The following is a 24,369-nucleotide window of genomic DNA, read 5'->3' as shown; positions in this document are numbered from 1 at the left end:
GCAGAACACAGCGATAGGATTTGTCATGAAATTTTCCGAACACTGGCTGCGCGAGTGGGTTTCCCCTCAGCTGGCAACCCAGGCACTGGCCGACCAGATCACCATGGCAGGGCTCGAGGTCGATGCCGTGGAGCCGGTAGCAGCGGCCTTCGAGGGCGTGGTAGTCGCCGAGGTGGTGGAGAAGCAGCAGCACCCGGATGCCGACAAGCTCAGCGTCTGCCGGGTCGACGATGGCAGCGGTGAACCGGTTCAGGTGGTCTGTGGTGCGCCGAATGTAGCGGCGGGGCAGAAGGTGGCCTTCGCTCGAGTGGGTGCGGTGCTGCCCGATGACGCCAAGGCGTCGGGTTTCAAGATCAAGAAGGCCAAGCTGCGGGGGCAGGAGTCCCGGGGCATGATCTGCTCGGCGTCCGAGCTGGGGCTCGAAGAGGATACCTCCCCGGGCATCCTGGTGCTGCCCGCCGATGCACCGAAGGGCGAGGATCTGCGTGCCTGGCTGGGGCTGGACGACTGCACCATCGAGGTCGACCTGACCCCCAACCGCGGCGACTGCCTGAGCCTCAAGGGCCTGGCCCGTGAGGTTGGCGTGCTCAACCGTCTTCCTGTTCAGGGCCCGGCTTGCGAGGCGGTGCCGGCGAGCCATGATAAGACGTTTGAGGTTCGCGTCGAGGACGCCGAGCGTTGCCCCCGCTATATCGGGCGGTTGATCAAGGGGGTCGACATGACCGCCGAGACCCCGCTGTGGATGGTGGAGCGCCTGCGCCGTGGTGGCGTGCGCAGCATCGACCCGGTCGTCGATATCACCAACTATGTGATGCTCGAGCTGGGGCAGCCACTACATGCCTTCGATCGCGACAACCTTCACGGTGCGGTGATCGTGCGCCTGGCCCGGGAGGGGGAGCGACTGGTGCTGCTCGACGGCCAGGAGGTCAGCCTCAATGCCTCGACTCTGGTGATCGCCGACGAACGCGGCCCGCTGGCCATCGCCGGAGTAATGGGCGGCGAGCAGTCGGGTGTTAGCGAAAAGACGCGCGACATCTTCCTCGAATCGGCATTCTTCACGCCCCTGGCGGTTGCCGGTCAGGCGCGTGACTATGGCCTGCACACCGATGCCTCGCACCGCTTCGAGCGCGGTGTCGACCCCCAACTGACCCGTGAGGCGGTCGAGCGGGCCACGGCCCTGCTGCTCGATATCGTCGGCGGTGAGGCTGGGCCCCTGGTCGAGGTAGCCAGCGACGACCACCTGCCTGCATCGCGTCGCGTCGTTCTGCGGCGTACACGGCTCGAGCAGGCGCTCGGCAAGGCGTTTGCCGTCGAGGAGGTGAGCGAGATACTTGAGCGGCTCGGCATGGAGGTCGAGACGACCGATGCCGAATGGCGTGCCGAGGTGCCGAGCTGGCGGTTCGATATCGCCATCGAGGAGGATCTCATCGAGGAGGTGGCGCGTATCCATGGCTACAACCGCCTACCGGTCCGCCGCCCCAAGGCCCGCCTGGGGCTGCGCAGCGATTATGAGGCGCGCACGCCGCTGGCCCGCCTGCGGCGTCAGATGGTGGCGCGTGGCTATCAGGAGGCGGTGACCTACAGCTTCGTCGCGCCCGAGCTGCAGAAGACACTGCTGCCCGAGGCGGTGTCGCCGGTGCTGTCCAACCCCATCTCCGCGGATCTCTCGGTGATGCGGGCCAGCCTCTTTCCGGGCCTGATTCGAACACTGCAGCACAACCTCAATCGCCAGCAGAGTCGGGTCCGCCTTTTCGAGACCGGTCTCATCTTTCGTGGCGAGCTAGATGACCTGGCGCAGGTGCCGATGCTGGGCGCGCTGGTCTGTGGCAGCCGCGAGCCGGAGGGCTGGGCCGCCGAGCGTACGGCGGTCGACTTCTTCGACCTGAAGGGCGATCTCGAGAGTCTGCTGGCCATGGGCGGTGATGCCGAGGCGTGGCGCTTCGAGCCCGCCGAGCACCCGTCACTGCATCCGGGGCAGTGTGCCCGACTGCTGTATCGCGGTGAGGAGGCCGGCTGGATCGGCACCCTGCATCCGGCGGTGCGTGCCCAGCTGGGGCTCAAGGTCGATGCACTGCTCTTCGAGGTTCGCCTCGATGCTCTGACCCACGGCCGCGTGCCGGCCTTTATGCCGCTATCACGCTACCCCGAGGTGCGCCGTGATCTGGCGTTCCTGGTGGATGAGAATCTGCCCGTGCAGGCGCTGCTGGATACCCTGCGTGCCGAGGCGGGTGAGTGGCTGAGCGAATGCCGCCTGTTCGACGTCTATCAGGGCAAGGGTGTACCGGAAGGGCGCAAGAGCGTTGCCCTGGGCTTGACCTGGCAGCATCCTTCGCGCACGCTTAATGACGAGGAAATCAATCAGTTGGTCGATGCCATCGTCAATGAGTCCCGGCAACATCTGGGTGCTGAACTGCGTACGTAGTGAGGTATCTCCACGGGGCAAGGCAGGCGGGTGTCGATCGTCTAGCGGGCCCGCAAGGGCCTGGAGAGGAGAGCAGCGATGGGTGCACTGACCAAGGCGGAGCTCGCCGAACACCTGCATGCCGAACTCGGCCTCTCCAAGCGGGAGGCCAAGTCCATGGTGGAGGCCTTCTTCGAGGAGATCCGTGGTTGCCTGAGGGAGAACGAGCAGGTCAAGCTGTCCGGCTTCGGTAACTTCGATCTGCGCGACAAGCGGGAACGGCCCGGGCGCAATCCCAAGACCGGCGAGGAGATTCCCATCTCTGCGCGTCGGGTGGTGACCTTCCGGCCGGGGCAGAAGCTGAAGAGTCAGGTCGAAGGGTATCGCGGAGAGCACCACTGATACACTCGATGGCATCTACACTCGATGGCATTACCCTCAAGCGATAACAGCCGGTAATGACTCGTTAAAAACGAAGGGCCACCCCGATGGGGTGGCCCTTCCTGTTTTTATGCTGGTTTATTCATGCGGGGCAATGGCTATACGGCGCCACCGTTCTCCAGGACCCAGGTGATGATCACCTTGAACACATAGCCGAGCATGCCCGCCCCCAGCACCACAAACAGCATGATGGTGCCGAATCGGCCGGCATTGGACTTCTTGGCAAGGTCCCAGATGATGAAGCACATGAAGAGGATCAGGCCGCCGATCATCAGCGGTGTGATCCACGCCTCGAACGTCTGCTGCATGATATCTCCGTCAGGGGTGAAACCCCGTATTATACGTGGGCCGAGGCGGAGATGAGATCGTTGCCATGCGACATAATGCCCCGCGATTGATCCAGGTCGAGATCGAGCCGTCAGGCTCGGCCTGCTTATCGCTGGATGCGAGGCAATCGCGAGATATGTTACCATTTAGGTAAATTTATTAGGAAAATCCGTGACATGCCAAAACTCAAGATCTTCGTGGGAACCATGTATGGCGGCGCTCTAGATGTTGCCGAGCAGGTCAAGCCACTGTTCGAGGAGGCGGGGCATGAGGTGGAGATCTTCGAGAATCCCACTCTGGAGGACCTGACCGCCGACGACACCGACCTGGCGCTGTTCTGTGTCTCGACCACCGGCAGCGGTGACTACCCCGGCAGCTTCGCGTCCTTTGCCCAGGCCATCGCCGAGAAGAGCCCGGGGCTAGGCTCGCTGCGCTACGGGCTGATTGCCCTGGGGGACAGCTCCTACGGTGATACCTTCTGCGGTGCCGGCCGCCAGCTCGATGAACTGCTGGAGGGGCAGGGCGCTCACCGGCTGGGAGAGCGCCTCGAGGTCGATGCCATGGAGACCTTCATGGCCGACGATGCGGCCATTCCGTGGGTCGAGGAGTGGATCGCTTCACAGCAGCTGAAGGTCGCCTGAAATGGGTGGCCAACCGACCGCCGAACGGGTCAGCCTGCTGCTGGGTCTTGCCCTGCTGATGCTCGCCAGCCTCCCGCGCTATCTGGTGGGTGGTCATGGCAATCGCTTCAATCTGATGCTGATGGCGCTGGCCGTGGTCTGTCTGGTGGGCGTGCTGCAGTGGCGGTTGCTGGATGTGGCCGACAGGGTGCGTCTGCCTCGATTGCTGAGCCGTCTGGGGCTATGCCTGTTGGCCGGTCTCGCCGGCATGGCGGGCTGGCATGCCGTGTTCAGCGACTTTATCGGCTGGGAGCTATGGCTCTCCCATGGCGCCACCCTGGGGTTGCTGCTGCATGCCCTTGGCCTCTGGGTAAAGCCGCTGTCCAGTGGATAGCCGGGACAGTCCCCACCCCCCGGCGATAGTCTCCACATCCTAATTCCCACGGGGACAGACCCCGTGGGCTTGTACCTATTGTTGCTGGGGTATGCAGGCTTAGGGATTATCCCAGCGTATAGCAGGGCTCATAGTCGCCGGTAAGCTTCATGCGCCCCTGGGCGACGAAGGAGTCGAGCAGCGCATCCAGACGTGACATCAGCTCAGGCTCGGCGTTGAGTCGGAAGGGGCCATGAGCCTTGATGGCGCGGATACCCTGCTCCTTGACGTTTCCGGCGACGATGCCCGAGAAGGCCCGACGCAGGTTGGCGGCCAGTTCGTGTACCGGCTGCTGACTGTCCAGCGCCAGGTTGGCCATGGCCTCGTGGGTAGGCTCGAAGGGAGCCTGGAAGTGGCGGTCGATGGTCAGTCGCCAGTTGTAGTAGAAGGCATCCTGTCGCGCACAGCGGTATTCGGTGACCTCGTCGATGCCCTTGCGCATGGCGCGTGCCACCTCGATGGAGTCGTCGATGATGATGCGATAGCGGCGACGTGCCTCCTCGCCCAGGGTGTAGACCAGGAATTCGTCGATGCGCTGGAAGTAGTCGGCGCTGCTGGCCGGGCCGGTAAAGATCACCGGCATCGTCATGTCGGCGTTGTCGGGATGGAGCAGGATTCCCAGCAGGTAGAGGATCTCTTCGGCGGTACCTACCCCGCCGGGGAAGACAATGATGCCATGGCCGAGGCGCACAAAAGCCTCCAGGCGCTTCTCGATATCGGGCATCACCACCAGTTCATTGACGATGGGGTTGGGTGCTTCCGCGGCGATGATGCCGGGCTCGGAGACCCCCAGGTAGCGCCCCTGACGTCGCCGCTGCTTGGCATGAGCGACGTTGGCCCCTTTCATCGGGCCCTTCATGGCTCCGGGACCGCAGCCGGTGCAGATATCCAGGTCGCGAAGCCCCAGCTGGTAGCCGACACTCTTGCTGTAGTCGTACTCCTCCCGTGAGATCGAATGGCCGCCCCAGCACACCACCAGGCTCGGGTCAATGCCGGGCTTGAGCGTGCCGGCCTTGCGCAGGATATGGAATACCGCGTTGGTGGTGCCTTCGCCGGTGGTCAGGTCGAAGCGCTGGTGGCCCTGGATCTCGTTGTAGACATAGACGATATCGCGCAGTATTGAGGAGAGATGCTCGCGTATGCCACGAATCATCTTGCCGTCGACGAAGGCTTCGGCCGGGGCGTTGGTCAGCTTGAGGCGGATGCCCCGGTCCTGGGGGACCACCTCGATATCGAAGTCGGCGTAGGCCTCCATCAGGGCCAGACCGTCGTCGGTGGGCGAGCCGCAGTTGAGTACGGCCAGCGCACAGCGGCGCAGCAGGTCGTGCAGACCGGCGCGTGAGGTATCATGCAGCCGCGCCACCTCATGTTGAGAGAGAATCTCGAGGCTGCCTTCCGGCGAAATGGTGGTAGAGATGGTGTCGGGCATTTGGGCGTCCTTGTCGTGCGGAAACGTGCATCCCTGATGCTATCACGACGGACCTGGACGCAGTGATAGAATCGTGACTCCACTCCTCGTGTGACCTCTCATGTTCAACGCGCTCTACTTCAGAACCTTCATCACCCTTGTCGAGACGGGTAGTTTCACCCAGACCGCGCATCGGCTGGAGATGACCCAGCCCGGTGTCAGCCAGCATGTGCGCAAACTCGAACGCTATCTGGACAAGTCGCTGCTGGAGCGCCACGGAAGACGCTTCACGTTGACCGAGGCGGGGCGACGGGTCTACGACTATGCTCTCAAGCTGTTCGCCGAACATGAGCAGTTTCGCCACTCCCTGGACGCCGACTCGACCTATTCAGGGGACTGTCGGCTCGCTTCGCCAGGCAGCGTGGGCGCGATGCTCTACCCCTTCCTGCTCGGACAGCAACAGATGCATCCCGGGCTGACGGTCAGCTACAGCTTCGCGTTCAACCAGGAGATCTCCCAGGATGTGCTGGCCGGCCGTTATGACCTGGGTATCGTCACCGAGCCCATGCGCCATCCCGATCTCGAGGTGACACTCTGGCATCACGAGCCACTATGCCTGGTGGTGCCTGCGGATTTCGCCGGGACTGGCCTGGCCGAGCTGATGGGGATTGGTTTTATCAGCTACTTCGATGGGCTGAATCATGCCAGCGCCCTGTTACGCGGCAACTTCCCCCGGGAGTTTCGCTCCATGAGCCACTTCCGCCGCCAGGGTTTTACCAATGAAGTGGGCATGGTGATGGATGCCGTGGCGCGGGGGCTGGGCTTTACGGTGGTATCACGGCCGGTGCTCGAGACATCGCCCTGGCAGCGTCAGGTCAAGGCGCTGGAACTGCCCGTGGCGGTATATGAAACCCTCTATCGGGTGACTCGGGCGGGCAGCGAAATGCCGCGTCGCTATGTCCGGCTGCTGGAGGACTTTCGTGAGCAGCGTCGTCTCGCCCTGCATGGCTATGGTGACTCGCCAGAGGTCGAGCCATTGCCATAGTACAAAAACTGGCACAGCACAAAAAAGGGCCCCGCATCAGCGGGGCCCTTTGACGTGACGTGCAGACAGACGCGCGCCTGCCTCGCGGCTGTCAGTCGCGATACTCGTCGATGCTCGGGCACGAGCAGATCAACTGGCGATCACCGAAGACGTTGTCGACCCGGTTGACCGCCGGCCAATACTTGGCTGCCTTGACGGCCTCGCTGGGGAAGGCGCCGAGTTCGCGGGAGTAGGGGCGCTCCCAGCCGTCATCCATCAGGTCGGCCATGGTGTGAGGCGCCCGTACCAGCGGGTTGTTGTCGACGGGCCACTCGCCGGCCTCGACCCGGGCGATCTCTTCGCGTATGCCGATCATGGCGTCGCAGAAACGGTCGATCTCGTAGAGCGACTCCGACTCGGTGGGCTCGATCATCAGCGTTCCCGGCACCGGGAAGGACATGGTCGGGGCGTGGAAGCCGTAGTCCATCAGGCGTTTGGCGATGTCTTCCTCGCTGATGCCGGAGCTGGCCTTCAGCGGGCGAATATCGATGATGCACTCATGGGCCACGGTACCGTTCTCCCCCTTGTAGAGGACCGGGTAGTGGTCGCCCAGGCGCTTGGCGATGTAGTTGGCGTTGAGGATCGCCAGCTCGGTGGCCTCACGCAGTCCCCGGGCGCCCATCATCTTGATGTAGGCCCAGGAGATCGGCAGGATCGAGGCGCTGCCGAAGGCCGCCGCGGATACCGCGCCGCATTCGGCGTTGACGCCGTCGATGGGTGTCACCACATGGTTGGAGACGAAGGGGGCCAGGTGTGCCTTGACACCGATCGGGCCCATGCCCGGGCCGCCGCCACCGTGGGGAATACAGAAGGTCTTGTGCAGGTTGAGGTGGCTGACATCACCGCCGAAGTCGCCGGGGCGCGAGAGGCCCACCTGAGCGTTCATGTTGGCGCCGTCGACATAGACCTGGCCGCCATGCTCGTGAACGACCGCGCACACCTCGCGTACACCGGCCTCGAAGACGCCGTGGGTGGAGGGGTAGGTGATCATGATCGCCGACAGGGCATCACTGTGCTTCTCGGCCTTGGCCCGCAGGTCCGCGATGTCGATATTGCCCTCGGCGTCGCACTCGACCACCACGACCTTCATGCCGACCATGGCGGCAGAGGCGGGGTTGGTGCCGTGGGCCGAGCTGGGGATCAGGCAGATATCGCGATGCCCCTCGCCGATGGACGCCTGGTAACGGCGAATGGCCACCAGGCCGGCATACTCGCCCTGGGCCCCGGAGTTGGGCTGCATGGAGATATGGTCGTAGCCGGTGATCTCCACCAGGAAGGCGGAGAGCTCGTCGATCATCTGCTTGTAGCCGGCGACCTGGTCGCGGGGCACGAAGGGGTGCACCGTGGAGAACTCCGGCCAGGTGATGGGGATCATCTCGCTGGTGGCGTTGAGCTTCATGGTGCACGACCCCAGCGGGATCATGGCGTGGGCCAGCGACAGGTCCTTGTTCTCCAGGCGCTTGAGATAGCGCAGCATCTCGGTCTCGCTGCGGTAGCGCGTGAAGGTGGGGTGGGTCAGGAAGTCACTCTCACGGCGACAGGCCGCGGGGATGCCGCTCGACCCATCGGCCAGCGCCCGCTCGTCGAGTTCGCGAACCGAGAGGCCATGCTCCTCACCGAGCAGCACGTCGAAGAGAACGTCGAGATCGTGGGCGGTGGTGGTCTCATCCAGGCTGATGCCGACATCGCCATTGTCGAAGTAACGGACGTTGATCTCATGGGTGAGGCAGCGCCCGTGGATCTTGCCCGCATCGACGCCGGTCAGGCGCAGGGTGTCGAACCAGCTGTCGTGGACCAGCGCCACCCCTTTCTCCTGAATGCCCAGGGCCAGGATGGTGGTCAGGCGATGGATGCGGCCGGCGATGGTGCGCAGCCCCTCAGCCCCGTGGTAGACGGCGTAGAAGCCGGCGATATTGGCCAGCAGTGCCTGAGCGGTACAGATGTTGGAGGTGGCCTTCTCGCGGCGGATATGCTGCTCGCGAGTCTGCATCGCCATGCGCAGCGCCTGGCCGTCACGACTGTCCTTGGAGACGCCGATGATGCGCCCCGGGATCGAGCGCTTGAGCTTGTCGGTGGTGGCGAAGAAGGCGGCATGGGGGCCACCGAAGCCCATGGGGACGCCAAACCGCTGGGTGGTACCGACGACGATGTCGGCACCCAGTGCGCCGGGCTCCTTGAGCAGCACCAGGCTCATGATATCGGCGGCCACGCAGGTCATGATGCCGCGCTTGCCGGCCGCCTCCAGCAGCGGGGCCAGATCGGTCACCCGACCGCTCTCGCCAGGGTACTGGAGCAGGGCACCGAAGGCATCAACCTCGGCGAGCTGTTCCGCCGGGGCGACGACCAGCTCGAAGCCGAAGTAGGCGGCACGGGTACGCACCACGTCCAGGGTCTGGGCCAGGACATCATCGGCGACGAAGAAGACATCGCTCTTGGCCTTCCGGTTGGCGCGCTTGCACAGGGCCATCGCTTCGGCGGCGGCGGTGGCCTCGTCGAGCAGCGAAGCGTTGGCCAGCTCCATGCCGGTCAGATCCATGACCATCTGCTGGAAGTTGAGCAGCCCTTCAAGGCGGCCCTGGGAGATCTCGGGCTGGTAGGGGGTGTAGGCGGTATACCAGCCAGGATTCTCCAGGACGTTGCGCTGGATCACCGTCGGCAGGTGGGTACCGTGGTAGCCCTGTCCCAGATAGCTCTTGTAGGTTCGGTTCTGGGCGGCCAGGCGCTTGAGGTAGTCGAGTGCCTCGGCCTCGCTACGCGGCGGGTCGAGGTCGAGCTCCCGGCCCAGGCGAATATCGCTGGGCACGGTGCGTTCGATCAGGGTGTCCAGGCTGGGCATGTCCAGCTCGTCGAGCATGGCCTTCACGTCCTGCTCGCGGGGCCCGTTATGGCGTTGGATGAAGGCATCATGAGCGGCCAGATCGGCCAGGCGGCGGTTGTCGAGAGCCATGTCACACCCTGTCGATAAAGTAAGGTCCGGTCGCCATCATAGGCGGCACGGTAGATCGTGGAAGCCCCGACCCAGCGGGCCGGGGAGTGAGGCAATCAGCGCAGGATCAGTCGTCGGCGCTGGCCACGGCCTGGTAGCCGTCGGCGTCCAGCAGATCGTCGATCTGGGTGGCGTCCTCGAGGCGCACCTTCATGATCCAGCCATCCTCGTAAGGGGACTCGTTCAGCGTCTCGGGGGCGTCTTCCAGCGCCTCGTTGACGTCGATGACCTCGCCGGCCACCGGGGCGTAGAGGTCGGAGGCGGCCTTGACCGACTCGACCACACCGAACTCCTCCTTGAGCTCGAGGGTACGGCCCACCTCGGGCAGTTCGACGAAGACGACGTCACCCAGGGCTTCCTGGGCATGATCACTGATGCCGATGGTCACGGTGCCGTCGCCATTGTCGAGGACCCACTCGTGGCTGTCGGCGTAGCGGAGATTGGCAGGAATAGAGCTCATCGATATTTCCTATAAGAAAAGTTTTTCCAGGCAGCGGGAATGCTACCGCCATTGGCGGCGTTTGGCGAGTCCATCATCATCGCCAGGGGCTCTCTGATGGCTCGTCACTCAGGGTGGCGGGTCGTAAGCTATTCGTCCAGTTTTGGCGCCGCCAACCTCTTCATGTTTCTGATTGGAAACATGAGGGGAGGCGGGAGCGTGACGGTTGAACGTGCGTCGTTCGTCTGGGTGGTGCGATGACCATAAAATCCGCTATGTTACGCGGGATTGTGTTGGGGTTCGCATGGCCGGTTAGCCATGCTGCGGCGAATCATGCGCCAGAGCCATGGTGATCGATTCTCGCGGTACAGGTTCACGGATCGGTTGCCCGTCGGTCGTCGATCGAGGTGCGAACGATGGGCGGTGAGCCGCAGCGCATAACAATAAACCGCTTAGGGAGATTCACGTGGAAACCTTGAACAGTATCTTCAGCGCCATCAACGGCGTGGTCTGGGGGCCATTGATGCTCATCCTGTTGCTCGGGGTGGGGATCTACCTGCAGGCTGGCCTCAAGCTGATGCCGATCCGCAAGCTGGGGGAAGGCTTCAAGCTGATGTGGCAGGGGCGTGATGGCAAGCACACCCCCGATGGCAAGACGAAGGGCGAGGCGGATGGCGAGATCTCGCCCTTCAACGCCCTGATGACCGCGCTGTCGGCGACCATCGGCACCGGCAATATTGCCGGCGTGGCCACCGCTATCGCCCTGGGTGGCCCCGGTGCGGTGTTCTGGATGTGGATCACTGCCCTGGTGGGCATGGCCACCAAGTTCGCCGAGGCGGTGCTGGCGGTTCGCTTCCGGGAAACCGACAGCACCGGCTACCATATCGGTGGTCCGATGTACTACATCAAGAATGGTCTGGGCCGTAAGTGGCTGTGGCTGGGTGGTGCCTTCGCCTTCTTCGGCGCCGTCGCCGCCTTCGGCATCGGCAACACCGTGCAGTCCAACTCCGTGGCCGACGCCCTCGACAGCACCTTCGGGCTGCCCCACTGGGTTACCGGTGTGGTGATCATGGTGCTGGCCGGCGCGGTGATCCTCGGCGGGATCAAGCGGATCGCCAAGGTGGCCGGCAAGCTGGTTCCGATCATGGGTATCGCCTATGTGATCGCGGGTCTGATCGTGCTGGCGATCAACGCCGACCAGATCGGCAGCGCCTTCGGCATGATCTTTACCTACGCGTTCAACCCCCACGCCGCCGTCGGTGGTTTCGCCGGTGCGGCCGTGATGGCGGCCATTCGCTTCGGTGTGGCCCGCGGGATCTTCTCCAACGAAGCGGGCCTGGGCAGTGCGCCCATCGCACATGCCGCGGCCCAGACCAAGAACCCGGTTCGCCAGGGGCTGATCGCGATGCTGGGCACCTTTATCGATACCATCATCGTCTGCTCCATCACCGCTCTGGTGATCCTGACTGCCGGCGTATGGAAGACGGGCGAGGCCGGCGCGTCGCTGACCGCACTCTCCTTCGACGCGGCACTGCCGGGCCTGGGCAACGAGGTGGTCTCACTGGCACTGGCGGTGTTTGCCTTTACCACCATCCTGGGGTGGTCCTTCTATGGTGAGAAGTGCTTCCAGTTCCTGTTCGGAACCCGCTCGATCATGCTCTACCGGGTACTGTTCGTGCTGGCGATTCCGGTGGGGGCGCTGGCGAGCCTGGGCTTCATCTGGCTGATGGCCGATACCTTCAATGCCATGATGGCAATTCCCAACCTGATCGCCCTGGCACTGCTGTCGCCGGTGGTGTTCAAGCTGGCACGCGCCTACTTCAATGGCGAAGACGTGCTGCCGGGTGAGGAGCTGGACCACGACAAGTCGTGATCCCGCAGGCTTGTGCAGCATCACAGGAGGCGCCCCGCGGGGCGCCTCCTGCCGTTAGGGGTTCTGGTGTGGCTAGCGTCGTGGGCTTGTCGATATCGTTCTTGCCTACCAGACTGGTACGCGGTCCTGCCAGCCAGGCAGTGAACCCACCCATGACATCGCTGACTACCGGAGGAGAGTGCCATGACAATTTTCGAGGCCCTGCGTGAGAGCCACGACAAGCAGCGTCGACTGTTATCGCTGCTGGTCGAAACCAGCGGTGACAGCGAGGGGCGGGACGAGCTCTATCGGCGCCTGCGCGCCGAACTGATCAATCATGCCGGGGCCGAGGAGCGCTCTCTCTACGTGCCGATGATGGAGTACGACCTGACCCAGGAGAAGGCGAGGCACAGCGTCGCCGAGCATCACGAGATTGATGAGGCACTCGAGGCGCTCGACACCACGGACTTCAGCTCGCCGGGCTGGCTGGCCGCGGCCAGGAAGCTGCAGGAGCTCGTGCTTCACCACCTGGAGGAGGAGGAGCAGGAGGTCTTTCAGCTGGCCGGACGGGTATTCGATGACACCACCAAGTCGAATCTGGCCAGGACTTATCGGCAGGAGATGCAGGAGCGTGAGACGCCCTAGGTCTTGGAACAGCCCCATCGCTCGCTGCGAGGGCAGGGGCTGTTGCTGGCATGCTAAAAGGATATTTATACCGTTATCTCGTTGCGCGACATCGCATCCACCCAAGGAGCCTGTCTTGTTCGGTATGGAGAGCAGACGAGAGGCTTATAGGCTCAAGCTGATTCGATGACTCGGCGAAAGGTCAGGCTGATGCGCAGGCCCGGGATGCGTCGGGGCAGCAGGGCATGCTGCAACTGCGCCTGGACCCCAGGCCCCATCACCAGCAGGCTACCGTGGGGTAGCCAGAGATTGAAGGCGGGGGCCTGGCGGTTCTTCCAACGAAAGCGCAGCGGGCGCTCGGCTCCCAGGCTGAGCGCGGCAACCAGTGGGCTATCGCCGAGCTCTGGCTCATCATCGCTGTGCCAGCCCATGCGCTCCTCACCGTCGGTATAACGGTTAATCAGCACACTATTGAAGCGTGCGTCGAAACCCTCTGAGGCGAGGGTGGCGTCGACCCGGTCGCGCAGGTCGGCCACGAGCGGATGCCAGGGCTCGGGAGTGAAGTCACGCCCGGAATAGCGGTAGCAGGCTCTGGTATCCCCCATCCAGACCTGGTGACGTGGGATGGGGTGTTCGCGACCATACAGGCGCAGTGTGGGACGCTGCCAGCAGAGCGCTTGATCCAGCTCGCTCAGCAGGCGGTCGGACTCTGAGGGTGTCAGCACACCATGGCCAAGCCATAGGGGTGGTGCTTCCAGTACTGGCTTCAACGCAGCACGCGGCGCGGGTTGACCGGCTTGCCGCCGTGGCGAAGGTCGAACAGCAGATCATGGCGCTCGGTGGCGTTGCTGTGGCCCACGATACAGAGTGCCTCCCCACGATTGACGTCCTGACCACTCTCCACCAGCAGGCGATCGCAGAGGGCGTAGACGCTCTGCAGATTGTCGGGATGATGGACGATTACCACCTTGCCGAGCTGACGCATGCTGCCGGCATAACGCACCTCGCCTGAGGCGACGGCCTTGGCCCTGGCGCCGCGCTGGGTAGCCAGCAGCATGGGCTGCAGGGTGCCGTGGCTGTCGGTGCCGTAGGCTCTGGCGATGCGATAGTCATCCAGCGGCCAGGGCCAGCGACGCGCCGAGCCTGGGAGCGCTCCAGGATCCGGCAGGCTGGCTCGACGCGCAGTGCTCGGCTTGCTCGAGCTTGAGCCGCCACCGGAGCGGGAAGCCGCGCTGCGCGCGGAAAGCGGGACCTGGATCAGCTGGCCGACCTTTAGTTCGGTGGGCCGTACACCGGGATTGGCTGACTGGATACGCGAGGCTTGGGTCCCGAAGCGTCGGGCGATACGGGTATAGGTATCACCGGGGCGCACCTGATAACGGTAGGGGCCACGGTAGGGGGCGCGTTCGCGCTGGGTGGGCATCAGCAGTCGCTGGCCAACGGCCAGGCGTCTGGCGTTCACATTCGGATTGAAGCGCTGCAGTCGCTCGAGGGGGACCCCCGCACGCTGTGCCAGGGTGCCCAGGGTGTCACCCCGCTGCACGATAACCCAGCCACCGTTACGAGAGGCTTTTGCCGCGTCACGCGTGACCCTGTCGGTCGACTGTGAGGCGCACCCGGTAAGTAGCAGCAGGGCGATCAGAAGCGCGAGAGCCGTTCGTCCTTTTGCTGCCAAAGCGTATTGATCCATGAGTGGAAGCGTTCCTTGTCGCTGGCGTTGTCCTGGTAGTTGCCGCCATGCATCCAGTCTTCGACCGGCAGGACACGGGTCTGCATCACGATACGACCCTCGCGACCGCACAGGTAGCCCCAGAAGCTCGGATTCGGATTGTCGTAGTGAAGGGTAACATCGATGATGCCGGCGAGCTGATCGCTCAGCAGGTTGAGTACCTGAGCGACACCACCGGCACGTGGCCTCAGCAGGTGTCGATAGGGTGACCCCTGGGCGGCCTGCTTGGCCGCTGTAAAGCGGGTGCCCTCCACGAAGTTGAAGATGGCGATGGGCATTTCATGGGCACGCCGACACATGCGCTCCGTGGCCTCCTGGTCGCGACGGGCGAGATGAGGGTGGCGGGCCCTCTGCTCGGCGGTCATGCGGCGCATGAAGGGGTACTCGAGGGCCCACCAGGCCAGTCCCACGATGGGCACCCAGATCAACGCCCGCTTGAGAAAGAAGCGCGGCATGGGAATGCGACGATGCAGGGCGAAGAACAGCACGAAGATATCGGTCCAGCTGCGATGGTTGGAGAGCACCAGCCAGCCCTGCCGACGGGAGAGACCTTCCGGAATTTCGATCTCCAGATTCGGTTTCAGCCAGTGCCGCATCCACCACAGGTTGAGACCGATCCAGTTGAGGGCTATCGCGTTAAGCAGCTTGAGCACCGCCAGGCGCAAGCGGTGGCCCGGTGTCACCAGCTTGACCAGTGTCATCAGAAGCAGGGGAAGACCCCATAACAGGGTGGTCAAGGTAAGCAACAACAGGCTGACAATGCCCCTGAGGGTCGACATGCCGGTCTCCATGGGTGGTCGCGATAATGAGGGCAATGCTAAAGGATCATCCGGTGCCTGCCCAGCACCGCCAGCAATCCGCCCAGCCATCTAGGGGATGACAGGGGGCTGGTCAGCGGCATGCTGGGTTTCGACGACGACCTCCTTCAGGGCCAGGGCAGCGGTGGAGAGTTCGCCATGGGTCAGGATGCCAACGGCGCGCTCGATGGCAGGGGCCTCCAGGGGCAGGCAGCAGGCACCAAGCTCCTCCATCTGGACACGGCACAACGAGGGGACGGCGCTGACGCCCAGCCCGCTGGCCACCATCCTGCCGACGGTAGCCAGCTGATGGCTCTCGAAGGCGGTGGGCAGCGCCAGCCCTTCGGCCTCCAGCTGCTGCTCCAGCAACCGGCGCACCATGGAGGGGCGCTGCAGGGCAATAAAGTCGTGGGTAAGCAGCATCTCCCAGTGAAGCCGGGCATGCCGGGCGAGCAGCGAGCGGGGCGGCACCACGGCCACGAAGCGGTCGTTGAACAGGGGGGTGAAGGCGAGGCTGCCCGTGGCCTCGGGTTCGAAGGCGATACCCAGCTCCACCTGGCCGTTGCGTACCATATCGATGACCTGCTCATTGATGACGTCATGCACGGTGATGTTGATGCGCGGATAACGTTGCCGAAATGCCATCAGGGCGGGGGGCAACAGATTGCTGGCGAAGGAGGGCATGGCGGCGACCCCGAGACGTCCCATCTGCAGGGTGAAGCGCTGGCGCATCAACTCTTCGGTGTTGTCCCACTCGGCCAGCAATCGCTTGGCCAGCGGGACCAGCGACTCGCCCTCTGGCGTCAGGCGCACACTGCGTGTGGTGCGCGTCAACAATCGTCCGCCGAGGCTCTCCTCGAGGCCCTTGATCGCCAGGCTCAGCGCCGGCTGGGAGAGGTGAAGATGCTCGCAGGCCTGTGTAAAACTGAGGGTCTGGGCGACGGCCAGGAAGGCGCGCAGCTGTTTGGCGGTCATGGGGCGGGTATCCGCGAAGGCTATGCGACGAAAGTTAAATTAATAAGTCTTTGCGATCAAATGATAAAAAAAACAAACTTAACAAATATATCCCCTGGGCCAACACTGGGGTTACGACTCTCCACAGACCCGCTATTCTTCCCGGGTACTTTTCAGCCACAACAAATGAGGTGTCCTATGGCCGGATTCGACAAGCGCGTTAACTCCTATGAAGAGGCGATGGCAGGCATCGAGAGTGGCATGACCGTCGCCGCCGGTGGCTTTGGCCTCTGCGGCATCCCCGAGAACCTGATTGCCGAGATCAAGCGTCTAGGTGTGAAGGACCTGACCGTTATCTCCAACAACTGCGGCGTCGATGGCTTCGGCCTGGGACTGCTGCTCGAGGACAAGCAGATCTCGCGGATCTATGCCTCCTATGTCGGTGAGAATGCGCTGTTCGAACAGCAGATGCTCAACGATGAGATCGAGGTCATCCTGACGCCTCAGGGCACCCTGGCCGAAAAGATGCGCGCCGGCGGCGCGGGCATCCCGGCCTTCTATACCGCCACGGGCTATGGCACGCCGATCGGTGAGGGCAAGGAGGTGCGCGAGTTCAATGGTCGTCCGCATATCCTCGAGGAAGCGTTTCACGCCGACTTCGCCATCATCAAGGGCTGGAAGGCCGACCGTTACGGCAACGTGGTCTACCGGGACACCGCTCAGAACTTCAACCCGCTGGCGGCTACCTGCGGTCGCATCACGGTGGTCGAGGTCGAGGAGATCGTCGAGCCGGGCGAGCTGAAGCCGGATCAGATCCATACCCCGGGGATCTATGTCGACCGTATCATCCAGGGCTCATTCGAGAAGCGCATCGAGAAGCGCACCGTGCGCGAAGCGTGACCCCCGCGCAACGAGCGTATATCACCGACTGTTTCTCAACGAACAAAGAGGCAACAAGATGGCACTGACTCGCGAACAGATGGCAATGCGCGTGGCGCGTGAGCTGGAAGACGGCTTCTACGTCAACCTCGGCATCGGCATTCCTACCCTGGTGGCCAACTATGTGCCCGACGGGATCGACGTGATGCTGCAGTCGGAAAATGGCCTGCTCGGCATGGGGCGCTTTCCCACCGAGGAGGAGGTCGATGCAGACATGATCAACGCCGGCAAGCAGACGGTGACGGCGCGCCCCGGGGCGGCGATCTTCGACTCGGCGGAGTCCTTCGGCATGATCCGCGGCGGCCATGTTGACCTGACCGTGCTGGGCGCCTTCGAGGTCGACCAGAACGGCAACATCGCCTCCTGGATGATCCCCGGCAAGCTGATCAAGGGCATGGGTGGCGCCATGGACCTGGTCGCGGGTGCCGAGAACATCATCTGCACCATGACCCACGCCTCCAAGCATGGTGAGTCCAAGCTGCTCGAGAGCTGCAACCTGCCGCTGACAGGTGCTGGCTGTATCAATCGCGTGCTGACCGATCTCGCCTACCTGGAGATCAAGGATGGCGCCTTCCATCTCAAGGAGCGTGCACCGGGTGTCAGCGTGGAGGAGATCAAGGAGCTGACGGCGGGCAAGCTGGTGGTGCCTGATCATGTTCCGGAAATGACCTTCGACTGAAACCGATCACTGCCAGATCCCGCCACGGCCCGGACGTCCAGCGTCCGGGCCGTGGCCGTTCAGGGGTGGCGATTTTATGACCGTTGCGCCGCAGGTCAGGTAGTCCCGGGGCCTGAAGAGAGTGCTTCACAATGTTATCCACAGAAAATGTGGATGAGCTCAGGAAAGTTCACAGCGGGTGTGATGGGGAAGCAGCAGCTCGACCAGTCGCTCCTGATGAGTGGTTACCGACTTCTCGACCAGCGCGATGCCGCCGGTCTCGACCCGGTGTTCGTCCCCCTCGGCGAAGGGCAGGTTGCGCGAACCGGAGGGGTAGAAGCGATAGTCGACCAGTGGCGAGATGGGGAAGAGGCCATGATGGCGGTCACCGGTGCCGGCAAGGCCGGCCTCTTCCATTCCTCGATGCAGGTCGTCAATCGAGGTGCCGAGACGTTGGCAGTCATAGCCGACGTGATGCACGCGAGGGCCGTTGATGGCCAGTACCGCCGCCAGCGGGTGTGCCTGATGAAGCGCCTGGTAACGCTGCCACTCCGGCATCGGCCAGGGGCGCCCTCGGCACAGGCGGTTGGGGCCGCGGTGGGCGGTCTCGGGTGCTCTATCGATGAGCTCTTCCAGTAGTGCCCTCGGCCGTCTCGACAGGGTGCCGATCTGCAGTTCGGCGACCGCCAGCCACGGCCCCTCCTGAGGAGGTGCCAGTAGATTGACCAGCAACCCTCGATCCGCCATGGCGTGACGATGGCGGATGCGAAAGCCGAAGTGCTCGAGAGATGGCAGCAGGGCTTCCATGCCGTGATGGCGGTGATTGAGGGTCAGCAGGGCGAGATATTCTGCCGAGGCGCCGGGGGGCCATAGACGCAGCCCACCGATCTCCGGATGTTGGTGAATGAAATCCAGCCATAGCTGCTGAATGAACTCTGCCCTCTGCATCGAACCCGCTTCCCTTGTCGGCATGACTGGCGGGAAGTATAGGCGCCGGCAGTGAAGCGCCTTTCAACGCCTGGACCACGCAGCTGCTGTTGCCCTGGATCAATGGGTTGCGGCGGCAGCCAGTAGTCGGTGCTCACGCACGTATTGATCGAATTCGGAGAAGCCGCCGATTGGCGTGTCGTCGAGGAACACCTGAGGCACGGTATGTACGGTCTGGCCCACCTTGACGCTAAGGTCGGCCTTGGTCAGTCCTTCGGAAGGCATATCGACATAGCGATAGCCGTCTATGGCATCGCGCGCCTCGAGACGCTGGGCCAGATCCTTGGCAAAGACGCAGAAGGGGCAGCCTGGGCGGCCATAGATGGTCACGAACATCGAAACTCCTCGGCGCGTTCAGCGCGAACATGAATGAAACAGGCCACCATTGTCGATGATTGATGGGGCCCTGGCCAATAGGTACCGGCAAGCCGAGTCATTGAGAGCGGCTATGGGGAAGTATTGAGGTTGGCCATGACAAAGCGCCGTATCTCGTTATGGCCCATATTCAAGACCCGTTCAGCTCACCGGCATCTGCACGCCGCAGCAGATCGCCCAGCTCGGCGTGGATGCCGGGGCTCGAGACGAGCAGGTTCTCGCCATACAGGGCTTCCGGAATACCCTCGGGGCAGGGGTAGAGATGACCGACCCGGGCACCCGCCTCCCTGGCGATCAACCAGCCCGCCGCGAAGTCCCAGGGCGAGACACTCTCGTAGTAGGCATCCAGCCGACCGCAGGCCACATCACATAGGTCGAGTGCCGCTGAGCCGTTGCGACGCACATCCTGGCACTGCTCCAATACAGCGGCCAGCCGGCGCATCAGCGGTGGCCGGCTATCACGCCGATAGGGGAAGCCGGTGGCAACCAGGCTGCGGCTCAACTCCCTGCGGCGGCTGGCGTGGATCGGTCGAGCGTTGCACCAGGCCCCCTCGCCATGGATGGCGGTGAAGGTCTCGCCCAGGAAGGGAGCATGCACAACACCGACACGAAGCGCACCATCTTCCAGCCAGGCGATGGAGACGGCCACATGGGCAAGTCCGTGGGCGAAGTTGACGGTGCCATCGATGGGGTCGACGACCCATAGCGCTCCCTCGGCCGCCAGTTCGCTGCGGTCGGGGGAGAGCTCCTCGCTGAGACGGGCCTCCCCGGGGAAGGTGGATTCCAGGCGATCCCTTATATGGCGATCCACCGCCACGTCGATATCGGTCACCAGCTCCTCGCCAGCCTTGTATGACTGGCTGAAATCCCGGTCATGACGTGCCTTGCGGATCATATCACCCGCCTCCCTGGCGATCTCCAGGGCGTGCTGCAGGCGCTCGTTGTCGGTCATGGTGGATTACCTCGGCGTGAGTGGGTGGCTATCGGGATGACGTTAGCCTAGCAATTCCATCGGCCCCGCGCCGACGCCTGGTTGGGCCCGATGGGCCCCTGTGCCTATACTGGCGTCGATTATCGACATGGAGAGCCCCATGCATGCCCTGACGCCCGAACAGTATCAGCGCCTGCGGCGACTCGCCGAGGCCTGGACCGCCAGTCATCTGCGCGAGTCGAAGTCACTGCCCCAGTTCAACCCACTGCTGGCCGCGGATGCCCTCTGCTTCCAGTGCTACCGCCTCCCCGAGCATGGCGAGCAGCTGGTCGGAGCCCTGGTCACGCCGGTCTCGCTATGGCTGGTGATGCTGCCTGAACGAGCGGATGGCCCCGGGCCCGTCGCGGGTGAGCGCTGCACGCTGACATTGCCCTCGGGTCGTTATCCCATGGAGGCGATCGCGCTGGGCGATGAGGTCGCCTGCTGGCGCCTGGTGCTGCTCGATGATCTGAGCGATGTGACCTCTCGTCAGGACGCCAGCCGTCTCGCCCAGCGGTTGATGGAACGTGTCATGGCCGGTGATGAGAGAACGCAGACGCCGCCGGAACCTGAAGCGTGACGGCAGGTCGCCAGAGGGTGGCGCGGCCTGCCCGTATCCCCTTATGCTGATGGTTCTTGTGCTGGTGGCTCCTGAAGAGCCGCTAACCCCAACCCCCATACATCGTTCGAGCAAGGAGTTGCCCATGTCTGTGTCCGTCACCCCCCGCGTCGCTCTCGTCACCGGTACCAGTAGCGGTATTGGTGAAGCGGTGGTCCGTCATTTCTGTGGCCTGGGCCACCAGGTACTGGCGGTGGACTTCAACCCCGCGGGTCGAGAGGTGGCCGAAGAGGCGGGCGCGAGCTTCTTCCAGGCAGACCTGACCGATGGGGATGCCTGTCGGGCCGCCGTCGCCGAGGCGATCAAGCGCTTCGGCCGCGTGGATATCCTGGTCAACAATGCCGGCGTTCAGCACGTCTCGCCGATCGAGGAGTTCCCCGAGGCGAAGTGGCGTCAGATCATCGACCTGATGCTGACGGCCCCCTTCATGCTGAGCCAGGCCGTTTGGCCCTCCATGCGCGAGAATGGCTGGGGGCGCATCATCAATATCGCCTCGGTACACGCCCAGGTGGCATCGCCGGGCAAGTCGGCCTATATCAGCGCCAAGCACGGCATGATCGGCCTGACCAAGACCGCCGCCCTGGAGGGGGGGAGCCAGGGGATTACCGCCAATGCCATCTGTCCCGCCTATGTGAAGACCCCGCTGGTCGACAATCAGATCGCCGACCAGGCGAAGCTTCACGGGATGCAGGAGCAGGAGGTGATCGAACAGATCATGCTCAAGAATGCCGCCGTCAAGCGGCTGATCGAGCCCGCCGAGGTAGCCGAACTGGTGGCCTATCTGGCGTCCGACTCGGCCGGTGCCGTGACCGGTGCCAGCTGGAATATCGATCTGGGGTGGACGGCTCAATAAACGGGCTTCGCCCGTAGCTGGAAGAACGCCGCGCTTCGCGGGCTTAAGCTGGAAGAAAGGCCTTGACCCAGGCGATTGAGATTTCATGCTGCGTTTTAGCTTCCAGCTTCCAGCTTCCAGCTTCCAGCTTCCAGCTTCCAGCTTACGGCTTATCGTCGCACCGGCCGCTTCTGCAGCTTGCGCTGCAGGGTGCGCCGATGCATGCCAAGCGCCCGGGCGGTGGCGGAGATATTGCCGTCGTGTTCCTGGAGTACCTTCTGGATATGCTCCCAGGCGATGCGGTTGATGGAGGGGGGCTGGTCGGCCACTTCGATCTGCGGGTCGCCATCATCCTTATCGAAGGCGGCCAGCACCTCATCGGCATCGGCCGGTTTGCACAGGTAGTTGACCGCCCCCAGCTTGATCGCCTCCACGGCCGTGGCAATGCTGGAGTAGCCGGTGAGGATCACGATTCGGCACTCCGGCACCACTTCCAGCAGTTCCGGGAGCAACTTGAGCCCGGACTCGTGCTCCAGCTTGAGATCCAGCGTGGCCAGTGCAGGGCGGTGCTGTCGTGCCAGGGACAGAGCCTCCTGGGCGTCTCGGGCAACCACCACCTCGTAACCGCGTCGGGTCATGGCACGGTCAAGCACATGACAGAACATCTCGTCATCGTCGATGATCAGCAGGCGTTGGGGCGTGTCTTGCATGGGGTTCTCGCTCGGATGGTAGGTGAATTCATTCGGTGCCTGCCGCGCGTGGCAGCATGACCTCGGTCAGGGTGCCGCCCTCCGGGTGATTATAGAGGCTGACACCGCCGCCAAAACGGTTGATGGTGGCATGGGTCAGGAACAGACCGATGCCCATTCCCTTGCTCTTGGTGGAGACAAAGGTTTCGCCCAGCTGGTCGGCGATGGAGAGGGCGACCCCGGGGCCGTGATCGCGAATGTCGATGATCACCTCATCGTCATCCCAGTCGAGGCTGACCGCAATATCGTCGGGGTTAGCATCGGCGGCGTTGTTGAGCAGGTTGATCAGCGCCTGCTCGAGCGTCGTGTCGACGGCCAGCATGGGGCGGCTGCGGTGCTCCGCCACGCTCATCTGGTGGCTGACGTCGGGGCGCAGCACCAGCCAGCGCTGGACCACGCCACCCAGCCACACCTCGGCGTCGGTAATCTGTGGCTTGCCCATGCGGCGTCGGTCGGCACTCTCAACCAGCTGCTGGAGTCGTGACTTGCAAGTATCCACCTGCTGGCGCAGCAGCTCGATATCCTGCTGCAGTCTGGGGTGGTCGTCTGCTTCCGCCTCCTCTCGCATTTCGGAAAGCAACACCGCCATGGTAGAGAGAGGCGTGCCCAGCTCATGGGCGGTGCCGGCGGCCTGAGTGGCCAAGGCGATCACCTGTTCATTGCGCAGCGCAGCCTCACGAGTGCGAGACAGGGCCTGCTCTCTGCGGCGCAACGCATGGGCCATCCGGTAGATGAAGAAGGTCACCAGTCCCGCCGACAGGGCGAAGTTGAGCCACATGCCCAGCACATGAAGATTCAGCTCCCCACTGGAGCCGTGCCCCCCTCCAAGCTGCGGGACGGGATGATAGAAGGCCAGCAGGGCGCTGTAGCCCAGCATCGAAGTGGCGGCGATGATCCAGGCACAGCGCCAGGGCAGTGTGGCGGCGGCAATGGTGACCGGCACCAGGTAATAGGTGATGAACGGATTGCTGGCACCGCCGGTGAAGTAGAACAGTAACGTCAGTCCGCCAACATCGGCGAGAAGGTGAAACAGGTATTCACCGTCGGTAACATCGCGATGACGCCCCAGGCGCCACCAGGTCGCCAGGTTGATCAATGCCATCACCAGTATCACGCTGATCACCGCCGTGACCGCGAGCTCGAAGCCGAGCACCTCGACGCCGAAGATGATGGCCGCCAGAAACCCCGTCCAGGTGATGCCGCGTACGATGGTCAGGCGTACCAGGTTACGGTTGGGGGTGGAGAGTGGGAGAGGCTGGGCAGGTTGCATGGACGCTCCGGAGTGGACTGGCCACGATGATACCCGATTAGGCGTCGATGCTGTTTTGAGCTCACGCGCTGTCACTCCCGCGGCGCAGATAGGCCAGCCAGTAGACTCCGGCGACCAGCAGGCTGCCACCTAGGATATTGCCGACGGTAACCACCGCAAGGTTAACGGCCGCACCGCCCAGGGATACCGCCTCGGGTGCCAACCAGAGGCCCATCGGCAGGAAGAACCAGTTGGCGACCGAATGCTCGAAGCCCAGCGCCACGAACGCACTGACCGGCAGCAAAATGCTCAAGAATTTGTCGGTGACGGTATGGCCCCCCATCGCCAGCCATACCGCCAGGCAGACCAGCACGTTGCACAGAATGCCTCGGGCAAAGGCAGCGAGGGGGGAGAGCTCGGTTTTAGCCAGGGCGATTCTGCCCAGGGTTTCCCCTAGATCGCCCCCGCCAAGGCTCGCCAGGTCGGCCCATACTGCCAGGAGTACCGTGCCCAGGCAGCCGATCACGTTGCCAACGTAGACGAGCCACCAGTTACGCAGTAGTTCGCTTCCGCGGATTTCACCGCTGGCCCAGGCCATGGCGAGCAGGTTGTTTCCGGTGAACAGCTCAGCGCCGGCGATCACCACCAGTACCAGCCCCAGACAGAAGGCCAGCCCGCCGAGCAGTCGAGTGACACCGAACCCCAGCTCGCTTCCGGTAATTACCACGGCGAAGAACAGGGCGCCTAGCGAGATGAAGGCTCCTGCCAGCACCGCCAGGATAAGCAGGGTCAAGGCATTGGCCCGAGCCTTGGTCACCCCCATGTGGGTCACCCGGTGGGCAATCTCACGGGGTTGATAAGCGTCACTGAACAAGGGGTCCTGATGCATGGTCGAG

25 protein-coding genes are annotated in these 24,369 nt (G+C 63.5%); 11 read left to right on the top strand and 14 right to left on the bottom strand.

Features of this window, described 5'->3' with window-relative positions; genetic code table 11:
* The first annotated feature begins 25 nt into the window (after positions 1–25).
* Together pheT and ihfA are read left to right on the top strand one after the other, a co-directional pair.
* The gene (pheT, locus tag Q0894_RS07150; RefSeq protein ID WP_299232933.1) at positions 26–2,422 is read left to right on the top strand and encodes a phenylalanine--tRNA ligase subunit beta; all 2,397 of its coding nucleotides are present in this window, start codon (positions 26–28) and stop codon (positions 2,420–2,422) included.
* A gap of 78 nt (positions 2,423–2,500) precedes the next feature.
* Positions 2,501–2,803, top strand: coding sequence for an integration host factor subunit alpha (gene ihfA, locus Q0894_RS07145; RefSeq protein ID WP_132041108.1), 303 nt, complete (start codon positions 2,501–2,503; stop codon positions 2,801–2,803).
* A gap of 137 nt (positions 2,804–2,940) precedes the next feature.
* Here the strand turns inward: ihfA and Q0894_RS07140 are convergent, their stop codons facing one another.
* Entirely contained in the window at positions 2,941–3,150 is a 210-nt protein-coding gene (locus Q0894_RS07140) for a DUF2788 domain-containing protein (protein ID WP_299232929.1), read from the bottom strand.
* A gap of 195 nt (positions 3,151–3,345) precedes the next feature.
* On the opposite strand from Q0894_RS07140, the gene Q0894_RS07135 reads away from it, so the two are divergent.
* The gene (locus Q0894_RS07135) at positions 3,346–3,810 is read left to right on the top strand and encodes a flavodoxin (RefSeq protein WP_299232926.1); all 465 of its coding nucleotides are present in this window, start codon (positions 3,346–3,348) and stop codon (positions 3,808–3,810) included.
* A gap of 1 nt (position 3,811) precedes the next feature.
* Positions 3,812–4,183, top strand: coding sequence for a hypothetical protein (locus Q0894_RS07130; protein ID WP_299232923.1), 372 nt, complete (start codon positions 3,812–3,814; stop codon positions 4,181–4,183).
* Positions 4,184–4,289: 106 nt separating this feature from the next.
* Here the strand turns inward: Q0894_RS07130 and ppnN are convergent, their stop codons facing one another.
* On the bottom strand, positions 4,290–5,651 hold the full coding sequence (gene ppnN, locus Q0894_RS07125; RefSeq protein WP_299232920.1) for a nucleotide 5'-monophosphate nucleosidase PpnN: 1,362 nt from the start codon (positions 5,649–5,651) through the stop codon (positions 4,290–4,292).
* A 100-nt stretch (positions 5,652–5,751) separates the two neighbouring features.
* Between ppnN and Q0894_RS07120 the strand changes: the two genes are divergently transcribed.
* Positions 5,752–6,675 (top strand): LysR family transcriptional regulator, encoded by a 924-nt coding sequence (locus tag Q0894_RS07120; protein ID WP_299232917.1) that lies wholly within the window; start codon positions 5,752–5,754, stop codon positions 6,673–6,675.
* Positions 6,676–6,766: 91 nt separating this feature from the next.
* Here the strand turns inward: Q0894_RS07120 and gcvP are convergent, their stop codons facing one another.
* Positions 6,767–9,661 carry an aminomethyl-transferring glycine dehydrogenase gene (gene gcvP / locus Q0894_RS07115; protein WP_299232914.1) on the bottom strand — a complete coding sequence of 965 codons (2,895 nt, stop codon included), beginning with the start codon at positions 9,659–9,661 and terminating at the stop codon, positions 6,767–6,769.
* A gap of 106 nt (positions 9,662–9,767) precedes the next feature.
* On the bottom strand, positions 9,768–10,160 hold the full coding sequence (gene gcvH / locus Q0894_RS07110; RefSeq protein ID WP_299232912.1) for a glycine cleavage system protein GcvH: 393 nt from the start codon (positions 10,158–10,160) through the stop codon (positions 9,768–9,770).
* 445 nt (positions 10,161–10,605) lie between these two features.
* On the opposite strand from gcvH, the gene Q0894_RS07105 reads away from it, so the two are divergent.
* A complete protein-coding gene (locus Q0894_RS07105; RefSeq protein ID WP_299232908.1) occupies positions 10,606–12,012 on the top strand; it encodes a sodium:alanine symporter family protein in 1,407 nt (468 codons plus the stop codon).
* A 183-nt stretch (positions 12,013–12,195) separates the two neighbouring features.
* Positions 12,196–12,636, top strand: coding sequence for a hemerythrin domain-containing protein (locus Q0894_RS07100; RefSeq protein WP_299232905.1), 441 nt, complete (start codon positions 12,196–12,198; stop codon positions 12,634–12,636).
* Positions 12,637–12,788: 152 nt separating this feature from the next.
* Here Q0894_RS07100 and Q0894_RS07095 read toward each other — a convergent pair whose 3' ends face one another.
* From Q0894_RS07095 to Q0894_RS07080, 4 genes are all read right to left on the bottom strand, one after another.
* The gene (locus Q0894_RS07095; RefSeq protein WP_299232902.1) at positions 12,789–13,340 is read right to left on the bottom strand and encodes an alpha-ketoglutarate-dependent dioxygenase AlkB; all 552 of its coding nucleotides are present in this window, start codon (positions 13,338–13,340) and stop codon (positions 12,789–12,791) included.
* Positions 13,341–13,381: 41 nt separating this feature from the next.
* Entirely contained in the window at positions 13,382–14,158 is a 777-nt protein-coding gene (locus Q0894_RS07090) for a M23 family metallopeptidase (RefSeq protein ID WP_299232899.1), read from the bottom strand.
* A gap of 95 nt (positions 14,159–14,253) precedes the next feature.
* Positions 14,254–15,123, bottom strand: a complete 870-nt coding sequence (locus tag Q0894_RS07085; protein ID WP_299232896.1) for an acyltransferase — start codon at positions 15,121–15,123, stop codon at positions 14,254–14,256.
* A gap of 90 nt (positions 15,124–15,213) precedes the next feature.
* Positions 15,214–16,116 carry a LysR family transcriptional regulator gene (locus tag Q0894_RS07080; protein WP_299232893.1) on the bottom strand — a complete coding sequence of 301 codons (903 nt, stop codon included), beginning with the start codon at positions 16,114–16,116 and terminating at the stop codon, positions 15,214–15,216.
* A 177-nt stretch (positions 16,117–16,293) separates the two neighbouring features.
* On the opposite strand from Q0894_RS07080, the gene Q0894_RS07075 reads away from it, so the two are divergent.
* Both Q0894_RS07075 and Q0894_RS07070 read left to right on the top strand, forming a co-directional pair.
* Entirely contained in the window at positions 16,294–16,995 is a 702-nt protein-coding gene (locus Q0894_RS07075) for a CoA transferase subunit A (RefSeq protein WP_299232890.1), read from the top strand.
* Between the two features lie 58 nt (positions 16,996–17,053).
* The gene (locus Q0894_RS07070) at positions 17,054–17,713 is read left to right on the top strand and encodes a CoA transferase subunit B (RefSeq protein ID WP_132041093.1); all 660 of its coding nucleotides are present in this window, start codon (positions 17,054–17,056) and stop codon (positions 17,711–17,713) included.
* Positions 17,714–17,872: 159 nt separating this feature from the next.
* Here Q0894_RS07070 and Q0894_RS07065 read toward each other — a convergent pair whose 3' ends face one another.
* From Q0894_RS07065 to Q0894_RS07055, 3 genes are all read right to left on the bottom strand, one after another.
* On the bottom strand, positions 17,873–18,640 hold the full coding sequence (locus tag Q0894_RS07065) for a DUF1338 family protein (protein WP_299232885.1): 768 nt from the start codon (positions 18,638–18,640) through the stop codon (positions 17,873–17,875).
* Positions 18,641–18,739: 99 nt separating this feature from the next.
* The gene (locus Q0894_RS07060) at positions 18,740–19,015 is read right to left on the bottom strand and encodes a GrxA family glutaredoxin (RefSeq protein WP_299232882.1); all 276 of its coding nucleotides are present in this window, start codon (positions 19,013–19,015) and stop codon (positions 18,740–18,742) included.
* 169 nt (positions 19,016–19,184) lie between these two features.
* Positions 19,185–20,006, bottom strand: coding sequence for an inositol monophosphatase family protein (locus tag Q0894_RS07055; protein WP_299232879.1), 822 nt, complete (start codon positions 20,004–20,006; stop codon positions 19,185–19,187).
* Between the two features lie 139 nt (positions 20,007–20,145).
* Here Q0894_RS07055 and hybE point away from each other — a divergent pair, with 139 nt between their 5' ends.
* Together hybE and Q0894_RS07045 are read left to right on the top strand one after the other, a co-directional pair.
* Positions 20,146–20,604, top strand: a complete 459-nt coding sequence (gene hybE, locus Q0894_RS07050; RefSeq protein WP_299232876.1) for a [NiFe]-hydrogenase assembly chaperone HybE — start codon at positions 20,146–20,148, stop codon at positions 20,602–20,604.
* Between the two features lie 124 nt (positions 20,605–20,728).
* Positions 20,729–21,496 carry a 3-hydroxybutyrate dehydrogenase gene (locus Q0894_RS07045; RefSeq protein ID WP_299232873.1) on the top strand — a complete coding sequence of 256 codons (768 nt, stop codon included), beginning with the start codon at positions 20,729–20,731 and terminating at the stop codon, positions 21,494–21,496.
* Positions 21,497–21,645: 149 nt separating this feature from the next.
* Here the strand turns inward: Q0894_RS07045 and Q0894_RS07040 are convergent, their stop codons facing one another.
* The 3 genes from Q0894_RS07040 to Q0894_RS07030 form a co-directional block, all read right to left on the bottom strand.
* Positions 21,646–22,185 (bottom strand): response regulator transcription factor, encoded by a 540-nt coding sequence (locus tag Q0894_RS07040; RefSeq protein ID WP_299232870.1) that lies wholly within the window; start codon positions 22,183–22,185, stop codon positions 21,646–21,648.
* A gap of 28 nt (positions 22,186–22,213) precedes the next feature.
* The gene (locus Q0894_RS07035) at positions 22,214–23,494 is read right to left on the bottom strand and encodes an ATP-binding protein (protein ID WP_299232867.1); all 1,281 of its coding nucleotides are present in this window, start codon (positions 23,492–23,494) and stop codon (positions 22,214–22,216) included.
* 61 nt (positions 23,495–23,555) lie between these two features.
* Positions 23,556–24,362 (bottom strand): formate/nitrite transporter family protein, encoded by an 807-nt coding sequence (locus Q0894_RS07030; RefSeq protein ID WP_299232864.1) that lies wholly within the window; start codon positions 24,360–24,362, stop codon positions 23,556–23,558.
* Positions 24,363–24,369: the final 7 nt, after the last annotated feature.

The organism is uncultured Halomonas sp. (genome assembly GCF_947501415.1).
In the GTDB taxonomy this organism is placed as follows: Bacteria; Pseudomonadota; Gammaproteobacteria; order Pseudomonadales; family Halomonadaceae; genus Halomonas.
The sequence above is the reverse complement of the archived record's forward strand: the minus strand, read 5'-3'. Positions and strand labels throughout refer to the sequence as shown.